The 1,523-nt window shown below is 69.7% G+C and carries 1 protein-coding gene; it reads left to right on the top strand.

From position 1 onward, the window contains the following. Nucleotides 1–1,523, top strand: a 1,523-nt coding sequence (locus tag HW445_RS30575; protein WP_180224041.1) for a DNA translocase FtsK, incomplete at both ends; no start/stop codon positions are given.

The following is a 1,523-nucleotide window of genomic DNA, read 5'->3' as shown; positions in this document are numbered from 1 at the left end:
GCCCGCGAGCGCGAGCTGCCGCCGCGTGCCGAGCAGTTGCAGCTCTCCGGCGACATCACCTACGCGTTGCCCGCGCTCGACCTGCTGCACCGCGGTGGCCCCGGCAAGTCCCGCACCGCCGCCAACGACGCCGTCGCCGCCGCGCTGGGCAACGTCTTCAAGGAGTTCAAGGTCGACGCCGCGGTCACCGGCTTCACCCGGGGCCCGACGGTCACCCGGTACGAGGTGGAGCTGGGTCCCGCGGTCAAGGTCGAGCGGATCACCGCGCTCACCAAGAACATCGCCTACTCGGTGGCCAGCCCGGACGTGCGGATCATCAGCCCCATCCCCGGCAAGTCCGCCGTCGGCATCGAGATCCCCAACACCGACCGCGAGATGGTCAACGTCGGGGACGTGCTGCGTCTGGCGGACGCCGCCGAGGACGACCACCCCATGCTGGTGGCGCTGGGCAAGGACGTCGAGGGCGGCTACGTGATGGCCAACCTGGCGCACATGCCGCACATCCTGGTGGCCGGGGCGACCGGCTCCGGCAAGTCGTCCTGCATCAACTGCCTGATCACCTCGATCATGATGCGGGCCACGCCGGAGGACGTCCGCATGGTGCTGGTCGACCCCAAGCGGGTCGAGCTGACGGCCTACGAGGGCATCCCGCACCTGATCACACCGATCATCACCAACCCGAAGCGGGCCGCCGAGGCACTGCAGTGGGTGGTGCGCGAGATGGACCTGCGCTACGACGACCTCGCGGCCTTCGGCTACCGGCACATCGACGACTTCAACAAGGCCGTGCGCAGCGGCAAGCTGCAGACCCCGCCCGGCAGCGAGCGCGAACTGCGGCCCTACCCCTACCTGCTGGTGATCGTCGACGAGCTCGCCGACCTGATGATGGTCGCCCCGCGCGACGTCGAGGACGCCATCGTCCGCATCACCCAGCTCGCCCGCGCGGCCGGCATCCACCTGGTGCTCGCCACGCAGCGGCCCTCGGTGGACGTGGTCACCGGCCTCATCAAGGCGAACGTGCCGTCCCGGCTCGCCTTCGCGACGTCCTCGCTGGCCGACAGCCGGGTCATCCTCGACCAGCCCGGCGCGGAGAAGCTGATCGGCAAGGGCGACGGCCTCTTCCTGCCGATGGGCGCCAACAAGCCCGTCCGCATGCAGGGCGCGTTCGTCGCCGAGGACGAGATCCACGCCGTCGTCGACCACTGCAAGGCGCAGATGACGCCGGTCTTCCGGGATGACGTCGTGGTGGGCACCAAGCAGAAGAAGGACATCGACGAGGAGATCGGCGACGACCTCGACCTGCTCTGCCAGGCGGCCGAACTCGTCGTCACCACCCAGTTCGGTTCCACCTCGATGCTCCAGCGCAAGCTGCGCGTCGGTTTCGCGAAGGCCGGCCGCCTGATGGACCTGATGGAATCGCGTCAGATCGTCGGCCCCAGCGAGGGGTCCAAGGCGCGCGACGTCCTGGTGAAGGCCGACGAACTCGACGAGGCGCTCGCCAGGATCCGCGGCGAGGCGCCCGG

Source organism: Streptomyces sp. UH6 (genome assembly GCF_013421635.1).
Classification (GTDB): Bacteria; Actinomycetota; Actinomycetes; order Streptomycetales; family Streptomycetaceae; genus Streptomyces; species Streptomyces abyssomicinicus.
Note: the sequence above shows the minus strand (reverse complement) of the source record. Positions and strands in the feature narration are given on the sequence as shown.